This window comes from Lactobacillus xujianguonis, from assembly GCF_004009905.1.
GTDB lineage: Bacteria > Bacillota > Bacilli > Lactobacillales > Lactobacillaceae > Lactobacillus > Lactobacillus xujianguonis.
On sequence record NZ_ML136888.1, the window covers coordinates 15,628 to 40,351 of the forward strand.

Sequence of the window (24,724 nt, forward strand, 5' to 3'; positions counted from 1 at the left end):
CATGTATGAAAATAAACAACTTAAATAGAATTGAAGTATGGTATGAATAAAATTGATGAACTAGTTGAACAAGTTCATCAAGCTGATGCGATCCTCATTGGTGCTGGTAGCGGGATGTCCAACGCTGCTGGAATGGATTTTTGGTATTCAGCTAGTCCCCTCTTTATAAAAAATATGAAATATTATCATGATAAGTACCACTTTGATGGGGTTTTTAATGGTTTTTACACTCGATTTCATTCTAAAGAAGAACGTTGGGCCTTTATGTTGAAGTCGTTGCAAATGATTTTAAATATCCCGCCACAAAAGCCAACGTATGATTATTTAAAAACCTTAATCGGTGATAAGCCTTTCCATATCGTCACTACTAATCAGGATGCTTTGTTTAAGAAAGCTTTTCTAAAAGATAAAGTAAGTGAAATCCAAGGTTCATGGGATTATTATCAGGCTTCGGATACAAGTAATGATCAGCATTTATACGATAGTCACAAAATGGTCGCTGAATTATTACCAAAAATCATTGATCACCGCTTACCCACGGATTTAATTCCTCGAAGTAAAGTTAATGGCTCAGAATTAGTTGCTTGGGCACGTGGACCTAAATTCTTAGAAGGTGAAAGATACTACGAAGAACACCAAAAGTTGAATAAGTTCATGGCGGAACATCGTGGTGATAAAATCCTCTACTTAGAAATGGGTGTTGGTCGAATGACACCGATGTTTATTCAAGAACCATTTTGGGAAATGACTAAGTATAATAAGAATTCTTTCTATGTCAATATTAATCCAAAGGATGCTTTGGTAAATCCAGCAATCAAAGATCAAGCTCTTTTGATTGGGGATGACATTAATGAAGTTTTTAAAGAAGCTGCTAACAAGATTAAAGGAGAAGAAAATGACTAATCAAGCTGCAAAAACTGCAAAACAATGGATTGATGATGCGGACGCTATTTTAGTGACAGCAAGTAACGGTCTTTCAATTTCAGAAGGATTAAATTTATTTGCCAATGATCAAAAGTTAAGAGATGTATTGGGTGATTTAGTTGATAAGTACCATTTGCCTAACTTGTTAACGGCTTTTGGTTACAAGTATCCTGATCCGCTTGATTATTGGCGCGTAGTTGCAAGAACGGTTGAATACTACAGTAATAACTACGAAACTAGTAACTACATGTTAGATTTGAAGAAAATTATTGGTGATAAGCCTTACTTTGTTTGGACTTCTAATGTAGATCACCACTTCGCTTTAGCCGATTTCAATAACCTCTTTGAAATCGAAGGTAACTGGCTAGAAGGTGTCTGCAGCAAGCATCCTGATAAGCATGGTGTCTATAAACTTTCATCTAAGATTCATGAACTTTATCAAAAGGATCAAGCTGGCACTTTAACCGAAGCTGGTATTCCTAAGTGTGACAAATGTGGTGCTCCATTAGCTCTTAATACTGCTAGTGAAGTTTTCCAAATTAATCAAGATAAGTTAAATGACTTCCAAAACTTTATTGAAGATTATGAAAATAAAAACTTGCTAGTCTTAGAATTAGGGATTGGACCTCGTAACCAAATGATTAAGGCTCCAAGCATGCAATTAGTTGCCGCCGATCCTAAGAGTCACTACATTTCAATTAACAAGGGTGAGCTCTTTATTCCTGATCAAATTAAAGATCGTTCAATCGGCTTCTCTGCAGCTATTGGTGATGCCTTCAGAGAATTATTGGCTGGTCGCAGTTTTGGTGCGCACACTGAAGGCCCAGTTAAAAAGCAACCAAAGCCAGAATTATCTCCTGAAGAAAAGGCCAAGCAAGAAGCTGTCATGCAAAAATTCTATCCTAACTACATGGTTGATCAAAGTACTCGTCCAGGCAGTTATCCAATGTACTTGATGATTGATAAGGATCACCATTCTCTTCTTCATACTGTACAATATGGTCAATCTTGGATGTACTCAATTGGGGATGCTGCTTTAGTGCATTGCTTTACTCAAGATGGAAATTATTATCAAGTTCGCTTAGGCTTAGATAAGAGTAAAAATGAAGTTCATGGTTTCTATGCTGATCCAGGTACTTTTGTAGCGATTGAAACTACCGGTAATAATGGCGTGGGCTTCTCACAAGTAAGTACTGATATTCCTGTTGGCGGGGATGGAGCAATTTTAGTTCCAAGAAAGGACAAATTATTGCAACTCTTCCCTAACCAACGCGATATTATTGAACGTTTCAGTGTCGATCAATAGGCCTTTTTGGTAGAATAACCTTAGTTGAAATGAGGATGAGTTAAATGACAGAAGTAAAAAGAAGAAAAACTGATCGCCGTACGCTCTATACGATTCGAGTGATTAAAGATGCTTTTATCAAATTAGTTAATCAAGAATCATACGCTAAGGTAACGATTGCCCAAATTTGCCGTGAAGCTGATATCACTCGTTCCACTTTCTATTTGCACTTCAATTCCATTACTGAAGTGTTGAACCAAGTCTTAGATGATGCGCTATTATTAACACAAAATCAAGTTGAGTTACCAGTTAGTGATAAAGAGATCCCTTTTGATTATTTAAAGAACAATGAATCATTGATTCCTGCTTGCCAACGAATTGGTAATTCTGAGAAATATCAAAAACTGCTGATGGATCCAGATTTAAGTGAGTATATCATTGGTCGGATTATGATTCATGAACGGAAAAATGGTGTTTCTTCCATTATGAAAACAACCGGTTTGAATAAAGAAGATGCGGAAACGCTGTTTGAATATGTCATTCATGGTTCTTTTGCAGTCAACCGCGCCCATCATTTTATCAAAGATGAAAAATGGTCCCATGATGTCCAATTACTTAACCGATTTATCCATGCTGGATATAAGGCTTTGAAACAACAGTAGAAAATCAAAAACGCTCAGTACTTTGGCTAACAAGGTGCTGAGCATTTTTTGCTATAATGGATTAAATGAAAGAAGGGAAAATACGTGATCATCGGGCGTCATCGCCGCGCAGTAATCCAGCGGATTGCTAGTAAAGCTAAGGCAAAACATTTTAATGATAAAGTTGAACTTAACGATCCAACTTTAACTCCAACTGCAAGTAAGCTAGTGATAGCTAGATTTTGGCACCATCAAAGTAGAATAACGGGGCAAATTAGCGCTGCGGTAGTCCGGAGTTTACTTACAATCATCACGCCATTTTTAACTACTCGCGTAAAGATCATCGGTCAGCACCATCTGCCAAAAACTGCTTCTGCCTTAATTACTTGTAACCATTACAATCAATTGGATATTTTGCCAATAAAAAAATTAGCGATGAGACGCAATAAGCGCCTTTATTTTATGGTTGAGGATACCAACTTGGTCATGCATTTTCCGATTGGACTGTTGGTGCGAAATGCGGATAGTATTCCCGTTACTACCAACTTACATTATTTGGGGCGCGTTTTACCGCAAAAAATTAAGCAAATATTGACTAAACCAGCTTGGATCTTGGTTTATCCTGAGCAGCAGATGTGGTTTAATTACCGCCGAATTCGACCTTTTAAAAAAGGTGCCTATTATTTTGCGGCTAAGTTTAATTTACCCATTATCTCCTGCTTTGTGGAAATCCAAAACTGTCAGCAGAAAGAATTATTTCACCGCGATTTTTATAAAACTCGATGTGTCTTACATGTTTTACCTACTATTTATCCAGATTCAGAGAAATCAATTGCGGAAAATACGAAATTAATGCGCAAGCAAGATTATCAGCAAAAGAAAGCTGCTTATGAACGAATTTATGGCAAAAAAATCGACCAGCCTTTCACTTTCGATGATATCGCTGGTCTAAAGTAGTTTTCTTAATCAAATTTTGTTTGCCAATTAGGATCTTGGGCTGCCGCAAAACACATTTTGATTTGTTCAGGCGTGTTGCGGTCTAATGAAAGCTGAGGTAAATTATCTAAGCTAAAATAGCGGCAATCGCTTGTTTCACTGTTGGCTTCAAATTCGCCGCCTAATACTTTGCATAAGTAAAATGCCTTCATAATTCCAGTAGCGCGAATGGGACTATTATGCTTGTTACGATCTTGCAGGGCGATTAACTTAATGGGTTGAACATCTCTTCCCGATTCCTCTTTAGCCTCTTTGATACAATTTTCCATCGTTGATAAATTGGCTTCACACCAGCCACCAGGTAAAGCCCAGTCGTCAGAGAGTTTTTCGTGGACAAGTAAAATCTGACCATCTTTGATAATAGCAGCTCGTGTTTCAATTTTCGGAGTTTGATAGCCTTCATCACCACAAAATAGAGTTCTGATTTTTTCTAAGGGTAAGCCAGTTTTGGCGGCCATCATTTGGGCTGCGATTTCTCGTACTTGTTGGTAACGTTCGCGGTCAAAGACATCTTTCCCGTATTTTAAACCATTTTGAGCGACGCTTTGTAAAGCAACGGCCCAGTCAGTAAATTGATCATTGGTTTTCATTTTTTACATCTTTCTAATTAGCAAAGCCACTGAATAACTGCATTTGTTGTGCTAAGTGTGATAAGTTTTGTTTCTTTAGTCGTTTCAACTTGAACTCACTCAATTTAAGGTATGGTGTTGAACCGACATTGATTGTTAAATTAAAGGTATTATTAGTCGCATTTGGTGCCATTTGATTACCATAGGTGCTGTAGCTCTTTAATTGCATTACTTGAATATAAGTTTGTGAATCATTTAAAACATAATGTTTAGTACTGTCAAAAGCAAGGCTGGTATTATCGACAAAGTTATATTGGCCAGTCTTTGGTGTTTTAATAGCAGGTACAACACAGCCGGTAATTAGAAGATAAAGATTTTTCTCAACCGGTTTATCCTTAGAGACTTGGTTTGGGTCAAGATAAAAGTAAGATTTCCAGGTAACCTTGGGATGCTTACGCTTTACTTCATATGAATAGCCATTTTCGTCGGTCACTGTTTGATAGTGATCGACTTTTTTCTTAGGAATTAATTCATAAACTTCACCCCAAGCAATTTGAGACTTAGGGATCTTTGTCTTCTTTGCTATTTCCTTCGGCTTACTTAAACGCACAAATTCATTCTGTCCTGAGTTTGAGCGCGCCTTATCAAAGGCGACAAAGCCTAAGGCAGCTGCTAGTGCTAAGATGAACATTACCCAATCAAAGGCTCGGTGTAAACGTTCGAAAAAAGGATGACGTTCAGGTTCCTGATCTTTATTTTTTTGCTCTTTCATTTTTTCATCTCTTTTGTTTTCAAATATCTATCTAACTTAGATTTTAACTGAAAAATACTCAAAATAAAAACGTCAGCCGTAAGCTGACGTTAGTTTTAACTGTTTTCCGTAATTGGATGCATGACCCGGAAATTATGATGCAGTGAATGCCATAAATGTTGATCCGCAAAATTAATTAAAGGACCATTGGCAAACATACATAGAATTGTACCGATATTAACAGAATAGACTTGATGAGAAATCAGCACGCAAATTACAATAATTGCCAGCGGAATGGAAAAATTAATTAATTGAGCTTTAATCACATTCCCTTTGCAATACTGAAAACGAATAATATTGGTGGTGTCATCGTTGGGATGCATGAAGATATTGGCACGTTGGTAGAAAGAAATGGCACAACAAAAGGTGAAAATGCCAATAAAACAGAGAATGATTTTTAACCAAGTTGGTAACTCAGGTACCCCGAGGTGGTTGAAAAAGGCTAGAAAAATATCAACAAAATAGCTAAAACAAGCAATGAATAATAGTTCACCGAAGAAACGAATTTTGTCAAATTTCTTAATCATAATTTGGTTAGCAATTGCAGTGAGCGAACCAACGATGAACATGGGCCAACCAACTGAAACGTTAAACAGATGAGCTAAGTTAACCTCTGAAGCCGTCCAAGGGCTGGTCCCCATATTAGTTGAAACGGTTAACCCATTACCGACAGCATTGATGACTAAACCGGCAATTAAACCAGCAATTCTTGTTTTCAGCGAATCATTCTGATGCGCCATTAATGTTTACTTCCTCTCCTACTCTACCAATATTTCTTCAGTGGACTATTGTCTCTTCCTTCACGAGTTTGGCGTAAATGTTCCTGACAAATTGTCGTTAATACTTCAACTAACTTATCAATTTGTTCCACTGTGACGTATTCAAATGGACCATGGTAATTGCCACCACCATTGAATAAATTAGGCGTTGGGATTCCTTTTTGCGTAATAAAATTACCATCAGTTCCGCCTCTAAAGGTTTGAATACTAGGCTTAATTCCCAGCCGCTGATAAGCGTCAAGTGCTAAGTTAACCACATAAGGTTGATCCTTAATGACGTTGTAAATGTTTAAGTATTGGCGTCGAAGGTTAAGAGTGAATCGGTGATCACCATATTTTTGATTCAATTTTGCGGTTAAATCTTTTAAGAACTGTTCCTTAGCGGTGAATTTATCCCAATCAAAATCACGGATAATAATTTCAAGATCGGCATGATCAACTAAGCTATTGGCACTGGTGACCATGAAATAGCCATCGTGACCTTTGGATTTTTCTGGGACCTCGTCAGCTGGCAATTGTGAGAGAAAGTCATTCATCAAAGTCGTGGCATTTACCATCAAGCCGTAAGCTTCACCTGGATGGACGGCGGTACCTTGAATGTGTACTTTAGCAATTGAGGCATTGAAAGTTTCGTATTCAAAATCACCAGGACGACCATTTTCGAGCGTGTAAGCTAATTCTACATTAGGAAAATCTTTCGGATCAAAGCGTTGACCGCCAAAACCGATTTCTTCATCAGGTCCAAAACCAACAAAGATCGAACCATGTTCAATTTCGGGATGTGCAGTTAGATATTTTAGCATGCCCAAAATACCGGTAATCCCCGCTTTGTCATCAACTCCAAGTAAAGTATGACCATTAGAAGTAATTAAGGTCTCACCTGTGCATGATTTTAAGGCTGGAAATTCTTGAGGATCAAGATACAGACCTGCTTTTTCATCAAGGGTAACCCGACCGCCATCGTAATTGCGGTGGACTTGTGGCTGAATATCAACTGCATTGTAATCAGCAGTATCAATATGAGAGAAGAAGCCAATTGGTGTTACCGTGTCGTCAACATTGCTAGGCAATTTACCAATGGCAAAAGCAGTCTGCTCATTGAAATAGGCTTCAAGGCCAATCTCTTGCAGTTGTTTAGTTAATTCTTTGCCCATTTTAACTTGTCCTGGGGATGATGGAATTTGGTCATGTTTTTCTGGCCAGGAACGCGTATTTTCTTTTGCGTAATGGATAAAAGTTTTTTCAAGAAAATCTAAATCGTAAAATGTCACTCTTCAAGACACCTTTCTATTTGTTTGTTTTTTATTCTAATCTATTTCTTTTGCAATTTCATCACTGGTTTTGGAAGAATATTTGCGCCATAAGTAATGGCCGAGGTAACAAATTGCTACAAATGGAATTGTATAATACAAAGCTGCTCTTTGAGTTGGATCAAACCAGATTAAAAGACTAGCCAAGAAAGCAAAGTAAGGAACAATTGGGTACCAAGGCGTACGGTATTTTAATTCACTTAAGTGATGCCCTGCTTTTAAGAAAGCTTTTCTAAAGTTTAATTCCGCTAAGGCAATTGCCATCCAGACGATGACAACGGCTAAACCAGAGATTGAAACTAACACCAAGTAAACCGTACTGGCTGCAACTTTGCTGGAAACTAAGGCAAAAATTCCGCCGAGCATGCTGACGACTAAGGCTAAAGTTGGTACCCCATTGCGATTGGTCTTTTGGAAGGCTTTAGGGATGGTTCCTTCATTACTTAGTGACCAGAGCATTCTAGTTGAAGCATAAAGACCTGAATTAACTGCAGAAATGATGGCTGTTAAAACCACAAAGTTCATAATATTGGCAGCGAATGGGACATGAATTAAGTCTAAAACATAAACAAACGGACTTTGGGTTACACCAGCGACCTTGTAAGGAATTAGTGCTGCCATGACCACGATACTACCGATGAAGAAGATGATTAGGCGCCACAAGGTAGTTTTAATCGCACTTGGAATCGCCTTTTGAGGATTTTCTGCTTCACCGGCGGTAATTCCGATTAATTCGGTTCCGGAAAACGCAAAGTTAACAGTCAACATTGTCGTGAAGACGCCGCCCCATCCATTAGGGAACCAGCCGTTTTTATAAAAGTTAACCAAGCCAGGAGCATGGTTGAAGCTTTTAACTGGGATAACCCCAATGATAGCCAAGAAGCCAAGAACGATGAAAGCCACGATTGCGAAGACCTTAATTGCCGCAAACCAAAATTCACTTTCCGCAAATACTTTCACTGAAAAGAAATTACTTAAGAAAATTAGCACCATACAAGTTAAACTCCAGATCCAGACGGGAACGTGAGGAAACCATTTTTGCATAATTAAGCCAGCTGCTGTAAATTCTGAACCCAAAGCAATGGTCCAAGTTAACCAGTATAGAATGGCGACGACGAAACCGGTAGAAGGACCGATATATTTTTTCGCATAAACATGAAAGGCCCCAGTATAAGGCATGGCGACTGAGAGCTCACCAAGACAAAGCATCACGGCGAAGACGATTAAAGCACCAACTAAGTATGCGATTACCGTTCCTAAAGGACCAGCTTCATGAATGGTGTAACCAGAACTTAAGAATAAGCCAGTCCCAATTACGCCACCTAATGAAATCATGCGAATGTGGCGCGTTTCCATTTTTCGTTTTAGATGTGTTTGATGAGCCATATTAATTACTCCTCTCTGATTTTTCTTAAAGTAGTACTAATTTCTTTGATTTCTTTAGGGCCGGTTGTGCAACAACCACCAATTAAGCGAGCACCATTTTGATACCATTCTTTAGTTAATTGATTAAAATCAAATTTATCTTTGAAGGCCCGCCATTGTTTGATAGTTGGATCATAGCTAGCACCTAAATTTGGATAAACAACCAGTGGTAAGTCGGTTGCTTTTTGGAATTCTTGCAAAGCTGGTGTTACCAATTTAGGACTAACGCAATTCATGCCGATCGCGAAAACTTGCGGATAAGTGGCAATTTTTTGGGCTGCCTCTTCGATGCTAGTGCCATCACTTAAGTGTTGCGTGTCCTTTAAAGTGAAGCTAACGTAAACTGGAATATCTGGTTGATTTTCTTGAAGCCAGTCAAGTAAGGCAACTGGTTCATCGAGTTTAGGTTGAGTTTCGATTGCCAAGAGATCAGGCTTTTGTGCAAGAACCAATTTTAATCTTGGTAAATGGAAGTCAACATAGTCTGATTGTGCCAGATCGTAGTCCCCGCGGTACTCACTGCCATTTGCGAGATAAGCACCATAAGCGCCAATCGTTGCCGCAACTAAGTTATGTTTGCCAGTTTTCTTTTCAAAGTCATCACGAGCTTTTTGCGCAATTGTTACTGCATTAGAGATAAACTGGTTGGCGTCTTTTCTGCTGTAACCGGCAGAGATGAAAGCTTGAACGTTAGCTTGGTATGTATCAGTAATTACTAATTCGGCGCCAGCTTCAAAATAATCAGTGTGAGCTTTATAGACTTTATCTAGTTGATCAATTAAAGCGGTAGCGGTCCAAAGTTTATTGTTGGTTTCTACACCCTGCTTTTCTAATTCATCTGACATTGCCCCATCAAGCACAATCCCTTTCTTGGCTAAATCACGTAAACTCATTTTGACTCCTTCTTTCTTAAAATTAAGTAAAAAAAAAGCACCCATCCAAAATGACGAGTGCTTCGTGTTACCACCTTTACTTCATCTATTACTTGCGTAATAAATCTTACTAGCTATCAATCAATAGCGTGCAATGTTAACGAGCGCAACCCCGGAACCAGCTACCTATCGCTGATTCTGATCATTCCAAGCCCATGTTCACCAACCGTTTTTCTTATCTCACACCACACGATAAGTCTCTGAATAAAAACTAAGTCAGTTACTCTGCTTTTCAAAATCTTTTCATTTATTGCTAATTATAATAAACTCCTAATTTTATTTTGTCAAATAGAAATTTTAAAAAAGGCCTTACTATCGACTAAATAGTAAGGTCAGTTGTGTCATTAAGATAATTTTTTAGGATTTTAAAGGAATAAGTACATTATTTTTGACGTTTATGACTGAAATTAAGTCCCAGTAATCCAGGAAGGACTGAGAAGGCTAAACCGAAGAGAGTCAATTTTGACTGCTTGCTACCTGCACGTGGTAAAGTAAATTGGCCCTGCGCATCTCCTTTAGCTAGCTTTTCAGTTGTGGAAGTAGTATATTTTTTTACGGATGAAGACAACTTTTCCTGGGATGGAAAACTTCTATCTTGATCAATTCGCTCGGAATTAAGAGCTGAATGTTGAGACTTAGAAATATTATGTTGTTTATCTTTTAGATTGGAATTAGAAGTTGAGTCAGATGAATTAGGGTCATCTGACTCTTTTTGCTCTTGCTTTGAATCTTGCTTTGGAGTCTTGGGAATGTCTATTTCTCCGTGTTGTTGAGTAGAATTAGGAACTGGATCTGGAACCTCTGCATTATTCGGATTCGTTGGTTGAGAATCAGGCTCAACTTGCGTTTCTGGACTTTCCGGTGATACGTGCTCATCCTTCTTGGGCTCCTCTTTAGGGATTACGTATCTGACAAAGTAATGATTAGCTTCAGTTAAAGTGTTACCAATACTATCACGTTCTTCTTTTTTGCCAAAATGTTTAGCAAGATCTTCATCTTTAATCGAATAAAGATCCGAATATTCAGAAAAACCTTCAATATTGTTTTCCAATTCTTCAACAGAAGTAAAACTCTGCCCTTTAACGATTGCTTGATTTTTAATATTTCTGTCTGCTTTTTGCCAGTTAAGATGATCTATCCCCTTTTTGCTTTCTGGCGTATATTGATCGATTTCTGGAATCAGCCAGTCCTTGAATTCAATTTTTCCCCCGTCACTATAAGGAGTTGCAGTAGCTATGAGCAGTCCGTTATTCTCAGTAAAAGTAATCGTGCCAAAGATCCAGTCAGTATCATAATGCCAGAAATCATCATAGCTGCCGCGTTTTCCACCACGGACTAGATAGATAATTTGTCCCGCATCATTTTTCTTCTCAAGATCAGTTAATGATTTGTTGGGTTCATTTTTTAATGAACTATCATTATAACTTTGATCACGATCTGGAGCCGTATAACTCCATTCCTGGTCAGAAGACTGTTGCGGATTGCGGACACTGATCTGTCTTTTGACTTTAGCAACCATCTCGGCCTCTACGTAATCAGGACAAATAGGATCGTCAGTTGGATCAACCGGAGCGTTCGGATCGTTTAAGTCGACTGGCTCTTGCTTGTTAATTTTGTCCAAGATTTCTTCTTTTGTAGTAAATTTGACATCATCATTCTGTTGTCGCTTAGTATTTTGTATTAGATGATCCTCGTTTTCGGCAGCTTGAACATTAGTATTTAGAAATCCTAAACCTAACAAAGCAGGAACCAAGCCAATCGTCAACTTTCTGAACGAATAGTGCATTTTTGCTTTATCCTTTAAAAGCATCTTTTCACCTTCCTTCTATTAGTAATCTTTTTATTAACTATAAGTTATAACTTATGATGATGATTATTTTATCCTATAATTTTCTTTTTGCCTAGCTTTTTTGTAAAATAAAACACCAAGCATTCAGAATTGCTTGGTGTTGATACTAGATCGCTATAATTTTAATAACTTCTTGGCATTGCCTAGAGATTTTTTAAGACGTTGTTTAGCAACTTTTTTATTAAAAGTAATTGCTTTTTTCTCATGTGGTTTAAGAACTTTATTCGCTTTTAGTTTACCGTCTAAATCTTGTAATAGGGCTACTTTTTGTTCATCATCTAGATAATTTGCGTTCACAATTTTGCTGATGGTTTTCTCATAGCGTTGACTACTTTTAAGTTTTCCAAGAGTAAAACCCAATCCTAAGAAGCCAGCTGTTCTAATAATTTGAAAGATCACCTCACTTTTTAAAGATAAGTTCTTACTTATATTTTATCTTGATTACTAGCAGGCGGACAAAAATAAAACCCTGATTTCAATTAAGTGAAATCAAGGTCTATTAATTATCTTCTATGTTGCTTTTTAGCTACGTGTTTCTTTGAATGATGAGCTTTCTTCTTACTCGTCTTTTTGTGGTGCTTTTTCTTAAGTGGAATTTTGTGTAATTCACCAGTAACGTCGGGATCTGGTTCACCTTTTAAGCGTGCACCTGCTAGACTAGTAGCTAACATCTTATCATTGCGACTGCTTTCATCATAGATCCAGTCACCTTGGTTAGTAACTACGTCTTCAACTTCTGTTGTATCGTCTGGATTAATTCTGAGTAAGAATGAAGGAGCCCAAGTTGCACGTTTACCCTTACCAGCTGCATAGCCACGGTTAGTCATGTAAGAAGTAATCAAAACTTGGTCGTCACTACCTGCAAATGGTACAGCATAGTATGAATAAGTTCCCGTTCTCCAGTTAAATGGCACACTAGCGGTTAAAACAGTAGCATCGCCATTCAAAGGTTCATAGCCATAAGTTAAATGATCGGAAACCCAACCAAGCATAGTTACATTGTCACCAACAACCCGGTTAGCTTTACGCCATAGGGCATCATTAGTACCGTGATTCAAACGAGTGGTGGCAAACAAGTAGTAGCGTCCATTCATTGGCACAATGTTTGGTCGTTCAATTTCATCGGAAACCATTGGACTAGTGATTAATGGTATCATCACTTCCTCAACACTTGGGTTATTTTCGTTATCATCTAAGCGCAAAATACCGATAGCAGCATTAGCCCAAGATGCACGACTCTTCATATCATCATCAGAATTAATCTTGAGGAAGTCGTCAAGATTTTCTTGGTCGCTGCCACCATAATTTTGCCAGTTATAAATTTGATCTTCGCCTTGATAATTTTCAGTACCAGTTGAAGCTTCAAATACCAAGTAACGATCACCATCGACATTAATAACGTGAGCATCACGCATGGCAATGTTGTCAGCGCCTTTGTTGGTTGATTTCCATTGCTTGTAAGTTTGGTAATGGTAGCCATCACCTTCAAAAAGTTCGTGACGGTTTCTTACCTTGGCGATCTTCAAGCGCCCTTTTTTATCAATTTTTAGGACTAAGTTAGCTGTTGAAATCTTCTGGTGGTTGTCACCTTTGCGTGTATCAACGTCAGTGTAGAATAACTGAATGGTACCATCGGAGTTTACGGTTGCTGAACCTGACCATTCTTGGTCAAGCGGAGTCCCTTTGAAGCCAAAAATTGGGCCAGCAGTTTTCCAATGACTCAACTTATTATCGCCATATTTGTTATAAAGCAAGTAAATGTGAGAGTCATTATGTTTAGGTTGCCCCATCATCGCAATTGCTAATTGGTAACCTTTGTAGTTAACTACATGACCGGTCTTTTCGTCTTGAATTGGCCATGAATCCCACACGTCAAGTTTGGTCTTTTTGCCAGTTTGAGCGTCCTTAGTATAGGTAGCTGGCATGTTCTTGATCTTTTTAGCATTGAAGTAAGGAACGCGGTATTGCTTGTCTTGATCGATCATCTTGTTGGCTGTGCCACGGAATTGATCGTAAGTCCACTGAGTTCCAGTATCAATGTTGATATCGTTAAAGTTGATTTGATTGATCTTTTCGATTTGATCTTGGTTTAAGCTGTATTCATCAATATCAACGTCAGCTAAAGCCTTTTTAGCTTCATCAGTTAATTGTAAATCACTAGCTTGAGTCGAAGTTTGAGTACTATCGCTAGTTTGATCAGCATTAGTTACTGAAGCAGAATCGTTTGATGAAAAATTCTGAGTTTGATCAGTAGTATTCTGATTTTGAACGTTATTAGTGTTTGTAGTTGGTGAATTGAGCGTATCGGCATGAACGGGCTTGCAGTTAGCGGTATTAAGAATACCGAGCAAAACACCGGCTGATACAAGGGTCAACATTGAGTGTTTTTTACTGTTATGCATGTTTAGTCGCTTTCTATCAAGATTTTTTCACAATCCTTTATATTATAGACTATTTGTTAAGATTTGACAGAAAAAATTTTGCTGCTATTGGTTATAAGTTTGTTTTTTATATTTAGATTTAGTAACAATAGTTTTTATACACTTTCTTTCCCTACAAAAAATAGCTTAGCTTTTCTGCTAAACTATCCTCTAAAAATTTTAGTTAAGCCATTGGTTAACTAGTTTCTTGTATTGACTTAAACTGATACTACCCTTGCCATATGAAGAGGCATTGAAGCTATCAATATAGCCATAGTCATTATGAGTCATGTGTGCCATCCCCATTGAACGATGATCTCTATTCAATAAGTTAGTGTAGTGCCATGCTAACTTGTAGCCGTTAGTTCCTTGAACAGCATCGGTATAAGCTGTGCTCTTCCAGTTTGTATGGAATTCATATTTCTTAAGAGCTGGAGTCTTCTTCACATCTGACTTCCAAGCTGATTTTCAGCCATCCAAATTTGGATTGGATCTTCACCTGCTGACAAGTTTTCCAGACTGCCATGGTATTGGTAGTAAGCTGGGTGATTAATGCCACCTTGCTTTTGATAATCGGCATCGATCAATGAAATTGCCATTAAGACTGGTGAAACTTTAAGTGCCTTAGAACCAGCTTTGGCTCTAGCTTGATTGACTTCTTCTAAGCCTTTAAGACCAGCTTTAATATTTGCAACGCTAGTTGAGTCGTCCTTTGCACCTAAGTTGACGTATTTACTGAACCAACTTGGAGCACCCTTACTGTTTAACTTACCAGTCTTAAGCATCTTAGCAGCAGTTTTAGCTTCTTTTCTTTGCGTTTTACTTAATGAACTGCTCTTTACAAGATAATCCATTAAACTGGCGGCATTCTTACTGCTACTTACCTTGGCTGAGGCCTTTTTAGCAGATGTAGTCTTCTTAGTAGCTACAACTACCTCTTGATTATCAGCTTTGGCATCAGTCTTAAGAATGTATTTGTTCTTCCCCACTTTATAGAACTTTTTACCGTGAATTTTCTTAACCGTTGCGGAAGCAATTTGTGAATTCTTGCGATAAAAAGTACTGGTCCTGTAACCGCGACTGTTGTAAATATAAGCTTTATTGCGAACGACAATTGATTGACCCGCTGCTTGAACACTTTGCATACTACTCATTGCGCCTAAAGAATAGTGCCAGCGGCTAAGGTAACTAAAAGTTTCTTTTTCAAATGTGTCCTCCATGAAAAAACAAAACTAATTTTCAAACTTATTTTAACAGAAAAATGCCCTTCTAGATCAGAAAAATTGTTCAAAAACTCTTTCTAAACGAGTAAAATTACTAATGAATTCCCATAGAATTTTGGAGGAGAAAGAATGAAAAAACAATTGAAATGGACCAGTCTCCTGGCTGCAGCTCTTATTTCTACCAGCTTAGCAGCTACACAACTAGTGCAAGCCGATACTCAGACTACACCTGACTTTACTCAGTCTCAGGGTCAAACGGTCACCAATCAAACAAATTATTGGAAGCAAAATCCGAAAGTAATCCGCATTAAAAAGGCAACAATGACTTTTCAAGATGCAGATTTAAGTACCCCGGCTACTAAAGCCAAAAAAGGAAGCCATTACTTGGTTAGCCAATTGATAACTGACAACGGTGAAGCACGTCCGGTGTTGCGGTTAAGTAATGGGCACTACATTACTGCTGATCAAACTGTCAGTGCTAAAGTTAAAGCATATCAAAACCCTAAAAAGTATCATCAAATCCACTACACTCAAGTTAAACCATATGGTCACGTTGGCTATAATCTATCGCGCGGCTATGAAGGGATTAAAACTTGGAAAGTAATGCACCGCGTGGGCACTTGGCATGGACGTAACTACTATGATCAAGCTACCTACAATGCGGTGAAGAATTTCCAAAAACATCATGGTTTAAAGGCAACTGGAACTGTTAACTTGAAAACTTGGCAAAAGTTGGGCTTTTCTAAAAAGTCATGGTATGGCATTGATAGTTATATTGCACCATTAAAGGCTCAAGCTTGGCAAGGTCGCAAGGCTCATATTGAAGCAATGATTAAGCAAGCTTATCGTTATTTAGGAAAGCCATGGCTGGCTGGTTGTTCATCTAGTCCTGCTTATGGTGTTGATTGTTCAGGGCTAGTCATGCAAAGTTTATATGCTGGTGGTTTAAGTCCTGTTCCAACCAGTTCTATTGGTCATGCTCATCCAGGAAACGAATGGAACTCACGTAACCTTTGGGCTGATAAGCATTTGAAGCGCGTGCCTTATGCTAAGCGCCAACGCGGTGATTTAGTCTTTTACTACCAACCAGGCACGCATACGATTTATCATGTTGCCATCTACCTTGGCCATAATCGCGTAATTGAAAGTTGGCCACCACGTGTAATGGTTTCGCCAATTATTATGAGTCAACGTAGTGTCGTTGCAGGGATTAAGCGTCCGTTCATTTAGAAGAATATTATGAAGAAAAGATTTTTATTAATTGAAGCTGCTGCTAGTCTTTTATTGGCAGCTGGAATGACTAATATTGTTAAAGCTGATGATGTTAAGCAGCAAAATCCGGTTAACACTCAGCAAGAAAACAAACAAAATACTGCTGATAGTCAGCAGAAAAATAATCAGACTGACACCAAGCAGCAAAACAATCAGTCTGATTCACAAAAGACTGATCAAAAGCAAGAAGAAACAAAGCCTGGTCAATCCTCTACTACTGAGAAAAAACCAAGTACTTCCGTTACTAAGCCTGTTAAGAAGGTCAAGAAAGTTAAAAAAGTAAAACCTTCTGGCTGTAAAGTCATTAATGGTAGAAAGCACTACTTAAAGAACGGCAAAATCGTTAAGGGATTGAAGAAGATTGATGGTCATTGGTATCTTTTCGATAAAAATGGTGCCATGTTAAAGAATTTACGGAAGATTCCTCATACTAGTCATTATGGTTATTTCGATCAATCGGATCGCCGGCGGATGAAGAATACCTCAACCAAAAAAGCTTATTACTGGATTAACAAAAACGGCACCATTACTGGCATTAAGAATAATGCCAAAGTTGTTTGCCAACGTCCAGAAATGCCAACTGGCTGTGAAATCACTGCTGTAACGATGATGCTTAATTTTGCTGGTAAACATGTCAGCAAGTTTCAAGCTGCTAAGGTAATGCCACGCAGTTCTAATCCAAATAAAGGTTTTATTGGCTCACCCTACAAGAATTTCCCACTGGGCTATTGGGTTGCTCCAGGTGGGGTGAAGCCAGTAGTGAAGCATTATTTGGGTAAGGCCAAAATCATGACGGGATGCAGCATTAGCGCTATTAAGAAGAAGTTAATTCGCTCTCACCTTGTTGTTGCTTGGATGGGCTGGTTTGACGGCTTTTCTAACCATGCTATTACCTTAACTGGTTATCATGGCAATACCCTTTACTTCAATGATCCGTGGACCGGTACTAAGCGCTCAATCAGTGTAAGTAACTTCAAGACTCACTGGGCTTTAGATGCGCACCGTGCAATTAGTTATTAATCATTATGAAAAAAATCCTTCACTATTTGATTGGTGAAGGATTTTTTGTGCTCTACTGACGTGGAGAATACCAATTTAGGACCCTGTACGAGAACATTTAATGAGAATTACCTCAAATTTAACTAGCGGATACTATCCTATAGGATCACCTCCACATACAATGTAAAAAGTAATATAGCTAGTTTCAATAAGTTTATTTATTCTTGTTTTTGATTTTCAGGATCCAAATAAGTTCAAATAAATTAGTCGTTTTTTACGTAATTTTTACGTAGAAACGTAAAATTCATTAAACCGCACATAGTTAGATGCTATGTGCGGTTTTTTTACAAATTCAAATACTTCAGTTTCTATTATACAACTTTTTTTGCAGGTGGTTTTTGTTGTTTGTTTTAGTCAGCAACTTTAACGTCGTAGTCTGAAATAAAGCCTTGTTTCTTGGCGTCCTTTAACATAGTCATAACGTCATCATCTTCCAAGTTCTGGAAGTCGATTAAGTCCTTATCGTCATTTAATTTAACGTTTTCTGCGAGAATGTCGTAAGCTGTGTCGATGTCATCGTTGTCTACTTCAAAGTCGTAGTAGTAAATACCATCAACAAAGCTTGCCTTTTTACCTTCATAAATTCTAACGTCTAACATTTTTAAAACCTCTTTCTTTTGCTTTAATTTCCTTACATGTTCATATTAACATGTTTATATAAATATGCAATAGCTTTTAAGAAAAAAGTTTAAAAAATCAGACAAAAAAGCGCCCTAGATTGTTCTAGGACGCTATTGATTTACATTTCTTCAATTAGCTTTTCAACGATTTCAGACTGTGTCGTACCCTTTTTCAAGGCTGCCTGTTCCAGTTTGATCTTGGTCTTTTTCTTTAACATAACGGAAGTCATAACCTTGTCGTCATCACGCTCAAATTCTTTTTGATAGACTTCGTCCGTGGCCATTTCGTCGTCGGCATTATTTGCCATCTCAAACCATGAACGGGCTTCTTCACGGGTTAATGGTGTAATGTCTTCGCCACCTGTTTTGCCGTTCGGGTTGCCGTATTCCTGCCGCCAGTACTTGGACATAGGGCCGCCTTCACCGTACAGGAAGTACTCACCAGTCTTCTTTTTAAAAAGCACTTCGTGGCAGTACTGAAAGTCGTTAGGTGCATAGTCGTTGAACCAATCGCCTAGCCGCTTTGCGCTTTCTGTGTCATACATTAGAGTATTAATTCTTTTTTTCATGATTGTCCCTCTTTAGACTATCCGCGGTACTTATCAAGTACAGCATTAACTTTGGAATTGTTGAGGTCTTCAAAGAATAGATCAGCTAAATCGATTTGATTGTTGCCGTCTCCATCGGTCCCAGCTCTCCAATAAATATCGACTCTATAGCCACTTTGAAAGTTGCTGTCCTTCACAACGTCTAAGGTGTCCTCTTTTTCAATGTTGCTGCTTTCTGTCGCTTGGTTTAATTCATTTGCTAGTTTTTCAAAGTCCATTTTAAATACCTCTTTCTTTCGTCTCATTCACCTTACATATATATATTAACACGCTTATATAAATATGCAAGCGTTTTTTGATAAAAAAGCAAAAAAATGAGGACTATCCGAGTGGATAGCCCTCATCTGTAAGGTAAATACTTCAAAAAAGTATTTAAATTTATTTAAATCCGCGTGCAGTTAGTGTCCTGCACGGTGACAATAATATAAAAAACGGGGCTGATTACAGCCACAACTAAAGTATATCATATCTATGTTAAATTTCTAGCCTAGTTTAATTGCTGCAATATGGCACCCATGCCATAGGCTTGTCTAGGTCATGCACAATGACGTCGTACCGTGCTTTTAAGTCCTCAATGGGTGTTAAGTAGGTTGTTGGCATTCTCTCATGGATATAGGCTTTTCTAAATAGCTCCCATGCTCGCACTTCGTTTTCAGCAATTACCGTGCCGGACTCGGTTGGCCAGTCACCGGGTGCGTCCTCGTTTAAGTCAAAGCAATAAAGTTTCATATTTACCTCCGCTTTTTTGATTATAACGCAAAAAAAGGCCACCCCAAGGCAGCAAAGCTGGAGTGGCTATAATATTATGCTAATTTATGTTGTAATGCTTCTGTCAAAGTTTTCGAAAAATTAATTCCTGCTTGTTCAGCCTTATATGCTAAATCGCCAGGAATTGTAGTATTTTTCTTTACAGTTGCAGGTTTAGTTTCAAGTTTGGCTTTCTCTAAATCTGCAAAAATTGGAACTACCAATTTATCAGGATTATTTTTTCTTATGCTTTCAATGTCTGTTGGAACAGGTAACTGATCTTTCGGAACATCATATAATAATGCACCTAAAACTTCTGAACCATTTGCCATTGCTTTGCCTTCTCCACGGCCATCAGTAATAGCACCTTCAACGTCTGGGAAAGTTACTGTATAATAGCCTTTTTCGTTTTCGCTATCATCTAGAATAGCTGGATAAACAACAACTGACATAGTATTCCTCCTTATAAGTGAATTATCGATCTGAATAATTCATTTATAATTATACGCATTGATACGTATTTTTCAAGCTATTTCCATCTATCCTTTATAATATTTTAAAATGTTTTATAATAATATAAAAAGAAGAGCGATGAAGCTCTTCTTTAACTAACTATTTTTCACATTCTTCAATGACACGAATAATTGCATGAGCTGTTCCTACTGCAATAGTGTCTTTTCTTCTTGCATATGGAATAACTAACATCTTGCCGTTTTTCATATTTCGAAAAATATGATGATCTCCTGCAATACGAATTTCAACGAAGTTTGCATGCTTCAATCTCTTAAGAATATCTTTTACCAGATATTGTGTCATCTCATTCCTCCCCTCTATGATGATGTATATCTATTATACGCCTTCAATGCGTATCAGTAAAATAAATATAAAAAATAAAACACAAAAAAGACCACCCTAAGGCATACGCCCTAGAGTGGTCTTATTCTGTTCTTTTTAAGGTAATTAAATTATAACAGCTTCAAGTACTTAGCACTAGCCCACTGCTTGTCAGTCCCCAGCTTATAGCACTTCTCGCCTTTAATAGTTTTTTCTGCAAAAACTTTCCATTTACTGTTAGTCGGTATGTACTGGCTAGTCCAGTGACCATCTCCATCACGCAGTCTAATCTTCCACTTCGGGTCATTATGGATAAGTGGAGCATAGGCAGTACCGCTAATCTTGTGTTCACTGCTAGTTTGTGTAGCCTTCTTTGTTTCCGCCTTGACGCTTGGCTTTACACTAGCTTTTGATTCGTGTAAATCAATCAGCATAACGTTACCATCAACGTTTAATCCTCGCCAATTGTCGGTAAACTGCCAGATAGCCACCCCGTCCATAGATGGGAAGTAGCCAAAATTAGGATTATCAATCCGCCCCATAGTTGCATATGATGCTACCCAAACGCAATCACCAAACTTTTTGACAATCGCACTAAGGTTGATGTTGTTGCGCAAGAGGGATGCACCACTATATAGTCCTGCATGATATCCAGCGCTTTTAACCTCACTCATAAAGGCAATAATTGCCTTGGTACTTGCATTTTTACCATCATTTACATTATTGCCCTGCTGTTCCCAGTCGCACCAAAGCCAGCGCTTTTTGCTAATGCCGATTTTTTTGGCAAATTTAACAAAATACTTGGCTTCTGCTTTGGCACGACTTACCGAACTGCCAAAATTTGCGTAGTGGTAAGCGTGCACGTACATATGATTTTGGTGTGCACTTTTTAATTGTGCACTAGCAACAGGGCTAGTGTACCATGTACCTTCTGTTGCTTTGATAATCACGTATTTTGCGCCAGAATTGTGATACTTTGTAAGACTGCTTGGTTGGTAGGCTGATACGTCTACCCCTGCAATTTTAGGCATTAGTACCACCACCTACAGTAGGTTTTAAGACTTCTGCGTCAGCTGGTACGTCCTTAGTAGTATCAGGAGTAACCGTGTTGTCTAAACCAGCTTGTGCCTGCTTTAACCGCAGTTGGGTCAGCTCCCACTCACGTAGGGCTTCTAGGTTTTTGACTTGATTATCATCAATCGTGTAGCCTTTATGTCTAAGCTCTACCACCACATCATTTAATGCACCGTTTGCCTTTTCCGAATTATCTAGTGATTGCTTATCGTAGTAGCTTACCCACTTCTTCATTGCAAACACTGCGTCAGAGCGGTATTTTTCCGCTTTGGCGTTTTTAAAATGCACATGGGATAAGACACCAATGCCAATCAAACAAACAATCCATAGCCCTAAAAATCCTAATTCGAGATAATCAGTTACTGTCATCGTTCAGTTCCTTCCTCAATTTCTCATTTTCTTTACGCAACTCCCTATTTTCATTGACCACCATGCGGTAGTCGTCTTGTAAAAAGTTGTGCTTATCGTGTTTAGTTGCTCTCTTATCGCTTAAAAAACTGGTCACCAGTCCAAGCAAAAAAGGAGCTAGTACACTAAGTACGTCTTTTAGACCGTGCAAGTGTATCAGCTCCTTTCTACTTGGTTTCTGGTTCATATTCGTATGCGATTTGCATTAGATTGATAACTGTATAAATCTCAAAGATTATGACAGGATGGAATCTAAAGTATCCTGCGCCTAAAACGTGGAATAGTTCAGCAATCACCAAAACAGTCATAAATGCCACTGAGACGCCTAAACTTGTTTTAATCAACAAGTCTATGTGTATGTCAAAAAGACCGCACACAAGCAAGATTATGCCCATAATCAAACCGATTATATCCATATATATGCTGTTCCAGGCTGGTGCTAAACTTGGTGGGTAGAAAAAGTACGTCCGATCAAGAATAAAGCACGTGGATAAAGCAATTAGTAAGATACCAGTTTTGCCAAAGTTCCAGCGATTAAGCTTGTTGAGCGGATTGTGATGATTGAGCTTCTGCATCTTCTGCAACATATTCATCACCTGTGACCTTCTTATAACCTGCAGGGGTTAAGTCGTTGTCTTTAACTAAGCCCTTGAAGTAGTCCTTGCCTACTAAGCCAAATTCGAAGTCCATAATCCAGATTTGTAAAAATAAGTTTTCTAACATAGTTAAATCCTCCTAAATTCTATTGATTGTTTGATGATGCTTGATTGTCGCTTGTTGGTGTAACTGTTGTGTTTACTTGCTTAGCCAAGCCCATCATAGTTTGTTGCATGGTTACCATAAGTTGGTTATTGCTTTGTTGTTGCTTCATCAACTTGCCCAAGGTTTCCGTGATAATTTGTGATTGTTGCGTACCTACTTGTTGGGTTTGTTGCAAAGCCTTAACAGCTTCATCGACCTTGCTGTTAGCTTGGTCAAGTTCAGCGGTCTTTTGGTCAAACTTCTTAGCCTTGTCATTAAGCGCTGCAATTGTGGCTTGTGCTTGTGCCAAGATTTGACCTTGTGCAGTGCCGCTGTTTTCCTTCCAAGCGCCAAGCCCGTTGTTGAGCTTGTCGTCCCAAACTGGGTCTTTCATATCAATGTTAGGTGCTTCCTTGTGCATTCTCCAAGGCACTACGTCAAATGGAGTATCAGTAAACACTTCATGGCATCTTTCGCCCTTAGTTGCTCCATCTGGGTCTGAGTAGTAGTAAACGTAAGTCTTAACGTTTACTGGTTGTTCTTGTGTAGCCGTTTCTGCGCCGGTTACTGCGTTGGTGTTTTCGTCTGCCATAATTTGGCTCCTTTCTGTTAAAAATAGCCCGCGGGTACGCCCCGTGAGCTATGTCTTTTTGCGTATAAAAAAGCACTCTTTCGAGTACTTTAAATGATTTTTACGTCCAATTTATTTGCTTGCACGTTGCTTGCGTACATGTTCCATGATAATTGGTTGGATTTGAGTGACCGCTTATTCCTTTAAATTCCCACTTACCGTCGGAACTTATACCTGTAATTTCAGCTGTTAAGTCAAAGGCAGGACCCATATAGCTAGCAGCGTCATCGTACCAGCCTTCTAGCATACTTACCGAGCTCGAATGTACTACAACACTTTTTGGCCAAGCTACATACCTTTTTCCATTTGCGATTAATGTGTTTTGACTATCACCGATGCTAAACCATTTTTTAACGTTAAAAAGCATGTGGTTAATCATGCGATCACCACCTTTCTGATGGCAGTGAGTCGCTTAAATGCCTGATATAGGTGGGTTAGAAGGCTATTTACCCCCCCGAAATTGGAGTACAGTCTTTAGCCACTACAATGGCTATCCCATCATATATAGAATGTCCCGCATTCGTATCGAAGCCACTCTCTTCTGAAAAGTGGCCTTGTATAATGTAGTAATCTTGATTGCCACCAATAACTTTATATACAGTGCCTTGCTTTACAATTATGTTTCTAAAAGAAGAATAGCCATAACTCCCATCTGTAAAATAGTTAAGTGAAGGCGCAGCAACAGCGCTTGTGTTTGAATTAATAGTGATCTTTGGTGGCAGTACAAACAATTGTTTACCGCCAATGCTTTGACTTGCTTTATTTAAGTCAACGTTCCACCATTTTAAATTATTAAAAATCAAGTGATCTAGCATACTGGCACCACCTTTCTAATTATCTTCAATAAATGCAATACGTTGTGGATTTTGATTTTCCCAGTTTTGTGCGTCTTGCTCTTGCGACTTGCTAAAGCGCTTGCCCTCGACATAGTTAGCCTTAATGTAGCTAATCTCTTGGGCTTGGTTAGACACCGTGTTTTGCAAGCTAGTTATCGTTGCCGCCTGCTGGTTAACCTGATCGATCAGATGAGCGAGCTTATCAGCCGTCCAGTCATCATCATACAAGTTAATTGTGTATGTGCCATCGCCATTGGGAGTAGCGCTCCACGTCTTGTCCTGCGGCTGACCGTTACTGTCCAGCATCTGCTCGCGGAGTTTGAGCTTGCTTAGATCAAATTTACTAATTTGACTTTGCAACTGCTTTTGCAAAACATCTAAGTCATCTTGCTTAGCATATGATTTCCAGCCATACCAAACACCTCCGTTTTTGTTGTTAACCCAAATGCGGTTATCTTGATCTAAGATCATGACCGTGCCAAAGCCATCTTTAAGAAGCTTAAAAGCATACATCCAACTCTTATTGTTCATGCCACTTGGTAAGTTTTTTAACCCTTGTACATTATTGGCTTCGATAACGCCCCAAAAGCTGTCGTCGCTTAATAGGTCGTAGCCGTCAGACACGTTTTTAAAATTAAGCTTGCCATTGTTGAGATTGCTAATTGCACCGTTTAGGTTATTCTTAGCCTCCTCTAAGTTAGACTGCACGGCGTTCTTTGCGTCTTGCACT

General features: G+C 38.6%; 28 protein-coding genes and 1 pseudogene. 6 read left to right on the forward strand and 23 right to left on the reverse strand.

The genetic code is table 11. The features are described 5' to 3' along the window. Positions 1 to 42: 42 nt before the first annotated feature. The 4 genes from EJK17_RS07745 to EJK17_RS07765 all read left to right on the forward strand — a co-directional run bounded on the left by EJK17_RS07745 (position 43) and on the right by EJK17_RS07765 (position 3,807). Positions 43 to 903 carry an SIR2 family NAD-dependent protein deacylase gene (locus EJK17_RS07745; RefSeq protein WP_127796318.1) on the forward strand — a complete coding sequence of 287 codons (861 nt, stop codon included), beginning with the start codon at positions 43 to 45 and terminating at the stop codon, positions 901 to 903. Next, a complete protein-coding gene (locus EJK17_RS11845) occupies positions 896 to 2,230 on the forward strand; it encodes a cupin domain-containing protein (protein WP_236629322.1) in 1,335 nt (444 codons plus the stop codon). The genes EJK17_RS07745 and EJK17_RS11845 overlap by 8 nt, the downstream gene beginning before the upstream one ends. 44 nt (positions 2,231 to 2,274) lie before the next feature. Continuing rightward, positions 2,275 to 2,871, forward strand: a complete 597-nt coding sequence (locus tag EJK17_RS07760) for a TetR/AcrR family transcriptional regulator (RefSeq protein WP_127796319.1) — start codon at positions 2,275 to 2,277, stop codon at positions 2,869 to 2,871. Between the two features lie 84 nt (positions 2,872 to 2,955). Then, a complete protein-coding gene (locus EJK17_RS07765) occupies positions 2,956 to 3,807 on the forward strand; it encodes a lysophospholipid acyltransferase family protein (RefSeq protein ID WP_103661405.1) in 852 nt (283 codons plus the stop codon). A gap of 5 nt (positions 3,808 to 3,812) precedes the next feature. On the opposite strand, the gene EJK17_RS07770 is transcribed toward EJK17_RS07765, so the two are convergent. From EJK17_RS07770 to EJK17_RS11460, 11 genes are all read right to left on the reverse strand, one after another. Continuing rightward, positions 3,813 to 4,436 (reverse strand): NUDIX hydrolase N-terminal domain-containing protein, encoded by a 624-nt coding sequence (locus EJK17_RS07770; protein ID WP_103661406.1) that lies wholly within the window; start codon positions 4,434 to 4,436, stop codon positions 3,813 to 3,815. A 13-nt stretch (positions 4,437 to 4,449) separates the two neighbouring features. Then, positions 4,450 to 5,187: a hypothetical protein gene (locus EJK17_RS07775; RefSeq protein ID WP_103661407.1), complete on the reverse strand. Its 738-nt coding sequence runs from the start codon at positions 5,185 to 5,187 to the stop codon at positions 4,450 to 4,452. Positions 5,188 to 5,282: 95 nt separating this feature from the next. Beyond that, entirely contained in the window at positions 5,283 to 5,966 is a 684-nt protein-coding gene (locus EJK17_RS07780; RefSeq protein ID WP_103661408.1) for a YczE/YyaS/YitT family protein, read from the reverse strand. Positions 5,967 to 5,989: 23 nt separating this feature from the next. Beyond that, complete coding sequence (pepT, locus tag EJK17_RS07785) at positions 5,990 to 7,276, reverse strand: peptidase T (protein WP_127796320.1); 1,287 nt, start codon at positions 7,274 to 7,276, stop codon at positions 5,990 to 5,992. 36 nt (positions 7,277 to 7,312) lie between these two features. Beyond that, positions 7,313 to 8,701, reverse strand: a complete 1,389-nt coding sequence (locus tag EJK17_RS07790) for an amino acid permease (protein ID WP_127796321.1) — start codon at positions 8,699 to 8,701, stop codon at positions 7,313 to 7,315. Positions 8,702 to 8,706: 5 nt separating this feature from the next. Continuing rightward, positions 8,707 to 9,633, reverse strand: coding sequence for a homocysteine S-methyltransferase (gene mmuM, locus EJK17_RS07795; RefSeq protein ID WP_103661411.1), 927 nt, complete (start codon positions 9,631 to 9,633; stop codon positions 8,707 to 8,709). A gap of 421 nt (positions 9,634 to 10,054) precedes the next feature. Continuing rightward, complete coding sequence (locus tag EJK17_RS07800; RefSeq protein WP_127796322.1) at positions 10,055 to 11,482, reverse strand: YSIRK-type signal peptide-containing protein; 1,428 nt, start codon at positions 11,480 to 11,482, stop codon at positions 10,055 to 10,057. A gap of 153 nt (positions 11,483 to 11,635) precedes the next feature. Continuing rightward, complete coding sequence (locus EJK17_RS07805) at positions 11,636 to 11,920, reverse strand: hypothetical protein (RefSeq protein WP_103661413.1); 285 nt, start codon at positions 11,918 to 11,920, stop codon at positions 11,636 to 11,638. Positions 11,921 to 12,024: 104 nt separating this feature from the next. Beyond that, positions 12,025 to 13,923, reverse strand: coding sequence for a glycoside hydrolase family 68 protein (locus EJK17_RS07810; protein ID WP_103661414.1), 1,899 nt, complete (start codon positions 13,921 to 13,923; stop codon positions 12,025 to 12,027). Between the two features lie 198 nt (positions 13,924 to 14,121). After that, complete coding sequence (locus EJK17_RS11850) at positions 14,122 to 14,388, reverse strand: hypothetical protein (protein WP_236629323.1); 267 nt, start codon at positions 14,386 to 14,388, stop codon at positions 14,122 to 14,124. Continuing rightward, positions 14,385 to 15,161: an SLAP domain-containing protein gene (locus EJK17_RS11460; RefSeq protein ID WP_236629324.1), complete on the reverse strand. Its 777-nt coding sequence runs from the start codon at positions 15,159 to 15,161 to the stop codon at positions 14,385 to 14,387. Before EJK17_RS11460 ends, EJK17_RS11850 begins: the two co-directional genes overlap by 4 nt. Before the next feature lie 132 nt (positions 15,162 to 15,293). Here EJK17_RS11460 and EJK17_RS07820 point away from each other — a divergent pair, with 132 nt between their 5' ends. Then, positions 15,294 to 16,394 carry an NlpC/P60 family protein gene (locus tag EJK17_RS07820; RefSeq protein WP_103661415.1) on the forward strand — a complete coding sequence of 367 codons (1,101 nt, stop codon included), beginning with the start codon at positions 15,294 to 15,296 and terminating at the stop codon, positions 16,392 to 16,394. A 9-nt stretch (positions 16,395 to 16,403) separates the two neighbouring features. Then, the gene (locus EJK17_RS07825; RefSeq protein WP_103661416.1) at positions 16,404 to 17,456 is read left to right on the forward strand and encodes a C39 family peptidase; all 1,053 of its coding nucleotides are present in this window, start codon (positions 16,404 to 16,406) and stop codon (positions 17,454 to 17,456) included. A 389-nt stretch (positions 17,457 to 17,845) separates the two neighbouring features. On the opposite strand, the gene EJK17_RS07830 is transcribed toward EJK17_RS07825, so the two are convergent. From EJK17_RS07830 to EJK17_RS11465, 12 genes and pseudogenes are all read right to left on the reverse strand, one after another. Then, complete coding sequence (locus EJK17_RS07830; RefSeq protein WP_103661417.1) at positions 17,846 to 18,094, reverse strand: hypothetical protein; 249 nt, start codon at positions 18,092 to 18,094, stop codon at positions 17,846 to 17,848. 140 nt (positions 18,095 to 18,234) lie between these two features. Continuing rightward, positions 18,235 to 18,684, reverse strand: a complete 450-nt coding sequence (locus tag EJK17_RS07835) for a hypothetical protein (protein ID WP_236629325.1) — start codon at positions 18,682 to 18,684, stop codon at positions 18,235 to 18,237. 17 nt (positions 18,685 to 18,701) lie between these two features. Continuing rightward, the gene (locus EJK17_RS07840; RefSeq protein ID WP_103661418.1) at positions 18,702 to 18,941 is read right to left on the reverse strand and encodes a hypothetical protein; all 240 of its coding nucleotides are present in this window, start codon (positions 18,939 to 18,941) and stop codon (positions 18,702 to 18,704) included. Positions 18,942 to 19,526: 585 nt separating this feature from the next. Continuing rightward, positions 19,527 to 19,922: a type II toxin-antitoxin system HicB family antitoxin gene (locus EJK17_RS07845; protein ID WP_127796323.1), complete on the reverse strand. Its 396-nt coding sequence runs from the start codon at positions 19,920 to 19,922 to the stop codon at positions 19,527 to 19,529. A gap of 160 nt (positions 19,923 to 20,082) precedes the next feature. Beyond that, positions 20,083 to 20,286, reverse strand: a complete 204-nt coding sequence (locus EJK17_RS07850; RefSeq protein WP_127796324.1) for a type II toxin-antitoxin system HicA family toxin — start codon at positions 20,284 to 20,286, stop codon at positions 20,083 to 20,085. Between the two features lie 149 nt (positions 20,287 to 20,435). Then, entirely contained in the window at positions 20,436 to 21,335 is a 900-nt protein-coding gene (locus tag EJK17_RS07855) for a GH25 family lysozyme (protein ID WP_127796325.1), read from the reverse strand. Then, positions 21,328 to 21,747: a hypothetical protein gene (locus EJK17_RS07860; RefSeq protein WP_127796326.1), complete on the reverse strand. Its 420-nt coding sequence runs from the start codon at positions 21,745 to 21,747 to the stop codon at positions 21,328 to 21,330. Before EJK17_RS07860 ends, EJK17_RS07855 begins: the two co-directional genes overlap by 8 nt. Before the next feature lie 573 nt (positions 21,748 to 22,320). Then, entirely contained in the window at positions 22,321 to 22,509 is a 189-nt protein-coding gene (locus EJK17_RS07875) for a hypothetical protein (protein WP_127796328.1), read from the reverse strand. 19 nt (positions 22,510 to 22,528) lie between these two features. Further along, the gene (locus EJK17_RS07880) at positions 22,529 to 23,119 is read right to left on the reverse strand and encodes a hypothetical protein (protein ID WP_127796329.1); all 591 of its coding nucleotides are present in this window, start codon (positions 23,117 to 23,119) and stop codon (positions 22,529 to 22,531) included. Between the two features lie 100 nt (positions 23,120 to 23,219). Beyond that, the gene (locus EJK17_RS07885) at positions 23,220 to 23,405 is read right to left on the reverse strand and encodes a hypothetical protein (protein ID WP_127796330.1); all 186 of its coding nucleotides are present in this window, start codon (positions 23,403 to 23,405) and stop codon (positions 23,220 to 23,222) included. A 199-nt stretch (positions 23,406 to 23,604) separates the two neighbouring features. Then, positions 23,605 to 23,973 carry a hypothetical protein gene (locus tag EJK17_RS07890; RefSeq protein WP_127796331.1) on the reverse strand — a complete coding sequence of 123 codons (369 nt, stop codon included), beginning with the start codon at positions 23,971 to 23,973 and terminating at the stop codon, positions 23,605 to 23,607. 15 nt (positions 23,974 to 23,988) lie between these two features. After that, positions 23,989 to 24,724, reverse strand: a pseudogene (locus tag EJK17_RS11465) (hypothetical protein); the annotation flags it as partial.

Coding starts and splice junctions, on each gene's coding strand:
- EJK17_RS07745 (WP_127796318.1), top strand. CDS start 43: ATGAATAAAATTGATGAACTAGTTGAACAAGTTCATCAAGCTGATGCG.
- EJK17_RS11845 (WP_236629322.1), top strand. CDS start 896: ATGACTAATCAAGCTGCAAAAACTGCAAAACAATGGATTGATGATGCG.
- EJK17_RS07760 (WP_127796319.1), top strand. CDS start 2,275: ATGACAGAAGTAAAAAGAAGAAAAACTGATCGCCGTACGCTCTATACG.
- EJK17_RS07770 (WP_103661406.1), bottom strand. CDS start 4,436: ATGAAAACCAATGATCAATTTACTGACTGGGCCGTTGCTTTACAAAGC.
- EJK17_RS07775 (WP_103661407.1), bottom strand. CDS start 5,187: ATGAAAGAGCAAAAAAATAAAGATCAGGAACCTGAACGTCATCCTTTT.
- EJK17_RS07780 (WP_103661408.1), bottom strand. CDS start 5,966: ATGGCGCATCAGAATGATTCGCTGAAAACAAGAATTGCTGGTTTAATT.
- EJK17_RS07790 (WP_127796321.1), bottom strand. CDS start 8,701: ATGGCTCATCAAACACATCTAAAACGAAAAATGGAAACGCGCCACATT.
- mmuM (WP_103661411.1), bottom strand. CDS start 9,633: ATGAGTTTACGTGATTTAGCCAAGAAAGGGATTGTGCTTGATGGGGCA.
- EJK17_RS07800 (WP_127796322.1), bottom strand. CDS start 11,482: ATGCTTTTAAAGGATAAAGCAAAAATGCACTATTCGTTCAGAAAGTTG.
- EJK17_RS07810 (WP_103661414.1), bottom strand. CDS start 13,923: ATGCATAACAGTAAAAAACACTCAATGTTGACCCTTGTATCAGCCGGT.
- EJK17_RS11460 (WP_236629324.1), bottom strand. CDS start 15,161: ATGGAGGACACATTTGAAAAAGAAACTTTTAGTTACCTTAGCCGCTGG.
- EJK17_RS07820 (WP_103661415.1), top strand. CDS start 15,294: ATGAAAAAACAATTGAAATGGACCAGTCTCCTGGCTGCAGCTCTTATT.
- EJK17_RS07825 (WP_103661416.1), top strand. CDS start 16,404: ATGAAGAAAAGATTTTTATTAATTGAAGCTGCTGCTAGTCTTTTATTG.
- EJK17_RS07830 (WP_103661417.1), bottom strand. CDS start 18,094: ATGTTAGACGTTAGAATTTATGAAGGTAAAAAGGCAAGCTTTGTTGAT.
- EJK17_RS07835 (WP_236629325.1), bottom strand. CDS start 18,684: ATGAAAAAAAGAATTAATACTCTAATGTATGACACAGAAAGCGCAAAG.
- EJK17_RS07840 (WP_103661418.1), bottom strand. CDS start 18,941: ATGGACTTTGAAAAACTAGCAAATGAATTAAACCAAGCGACAGAAAGC.
- EJK17_RS07845 (WP_127796323.1), bottom strand. CDS start 19,922: ATGTCAGTTGTTGTTTATCCAGCTATTCTAGATGATAGCGAAAACGAA.
- EJK17_RS07850 (WP_127796324.1), bottom strand. CDS start 20,286: ATGACACAATATCTGGTAAAAGATATTCTTAAGAGATTGAAGCATGCA.
- EJK17_RS07855 (WP_127796325.1), bottom strand. CDS start 21,335: ATGCCTAAAATTGCAGGGGTAGACGTATCAGCCTACCAACCAAGCAGT.
- EJK17_RS07860 (WP_127796326.1), bottom strand. CDS start 21,747: ATGACAGTAACTGATTATCTCGAATTAGGATTTTTAGGGCTATGGATT.
- EJK17_RS07875 (WP_127796328.1), bottom strand. CDS start 22,509: ATGTTAGAAAACTTATTTTTACAAATCTGGATTATGGACTTCGAATTT.
- EJK17_RS07880 (WP_127796329.1), bottom strand. CDS start 23,119: ATGGCAGACGAAAACACCAACGCAGTAACCGGCGCAGAAACGGCTACA.
- EJK17_RS07885 (WP_127796330.1), bottom strand. CDS start 23,405: ATGCTAGAAGGCTGGTACGATGACGCTGCTAGCTATATGGGTCCTGCC.
- EJK17_RS07890 (WP_127796331.1), bottom strand. CDS start 23,973: ATGCTAGATCACTTGATTTTTAATAATTTAAAATGGTGGAACGTTGAC.